Below are 719 nucleotides of genomic sequence, written 5' to 3'. Positions count from 1 at the left end.
TGATGCCTTGGGCTCTGCTGGACTGAACTCGCTCATTGTTGACTCTCCTGCAGCTTGCGCTGCGCCTGGATTCTCGTCTGGGTCTGCGCACGCCATTGATCAGGCGTCAGCGGTTGGGATGGGGACTGCGGTTGTGCCGACATGACGGCCTGAGCGGGAGCCGCAGGTTGCACCGTTTCACCGCTTCGCCCTGGGGCAACGGCATCACCTGCGTATACGCCTCGCATGAACTGAATCGCGACCACCTGCCCCTTGAACACATTGACCTGGGTGGCCGGGGTGCGAGCAGCATCATCCGTCAGCACTTTGGCCGCCTGGCCGGCGGCACCGCCCAGAATGGTACCGGCGACNNCCGCCGTTCCATCCGGCATGCCTGGTCGAGCGGTCTGGGTGGAAAAGCCATTGCTGAGGACCTGAGTATTGGCTTGTGAGTACATGTCGCTGATATTGCCAATGCCGCCCAGTACCGCTGGCAACACAATGCGTGACATGTAGCGGTGGTTCACTTCAGAAGCCACGTTGGCCAACAGGGTGTCGTCCTGAAGCGCATAGGCATCGACTTTGTAATTGACGCCCTTGAAGGCCATTTCAGTGAAGTGGATCACCACACCATCACCGGCCAACCTGGCGCCCTCGGGTGCCTTGAGCACAGCACCGGCATACGGCCCGGACAGCTTGCCCAGCACCGGCGTGGTGCTGTTGTCCGAGTCCACACCGAA

1 protein-coding gene is annotated in these 719 nt (G+C 61.2%); it reads right to left on the bottom strand.

Annotated elements, in window-relative coordinates; genetic code table 11:
- Positions 1-32: 32 nt before the first annotated feature.
- Positions 33-713, bottom strand: coding sequence for a conjugal transfer protein TraO (gene traO / locus ALO64_RS09155; protein ID WP_456238960.1), 681 nt, complete (start codon positions 711-713; stop codon positions 33-35).
- Between the last annotated feature and the right edge of the window lie 6 nt (positions 714-719).

Source organism: Pseudomonas meliae (genome assembly GCF_001400515.1).
Classification (GTDB): domain Bacteria; phylum Pseudomonadota; class Gammaproteobacteria; order Pseudomonadales; family Pseudomonadaceae; genus Aquipseudomonas; species Aquipseudomonas amygdali.
This window is presented reverse-complemented; position numbering and strand designations above follow the sequence as displayed.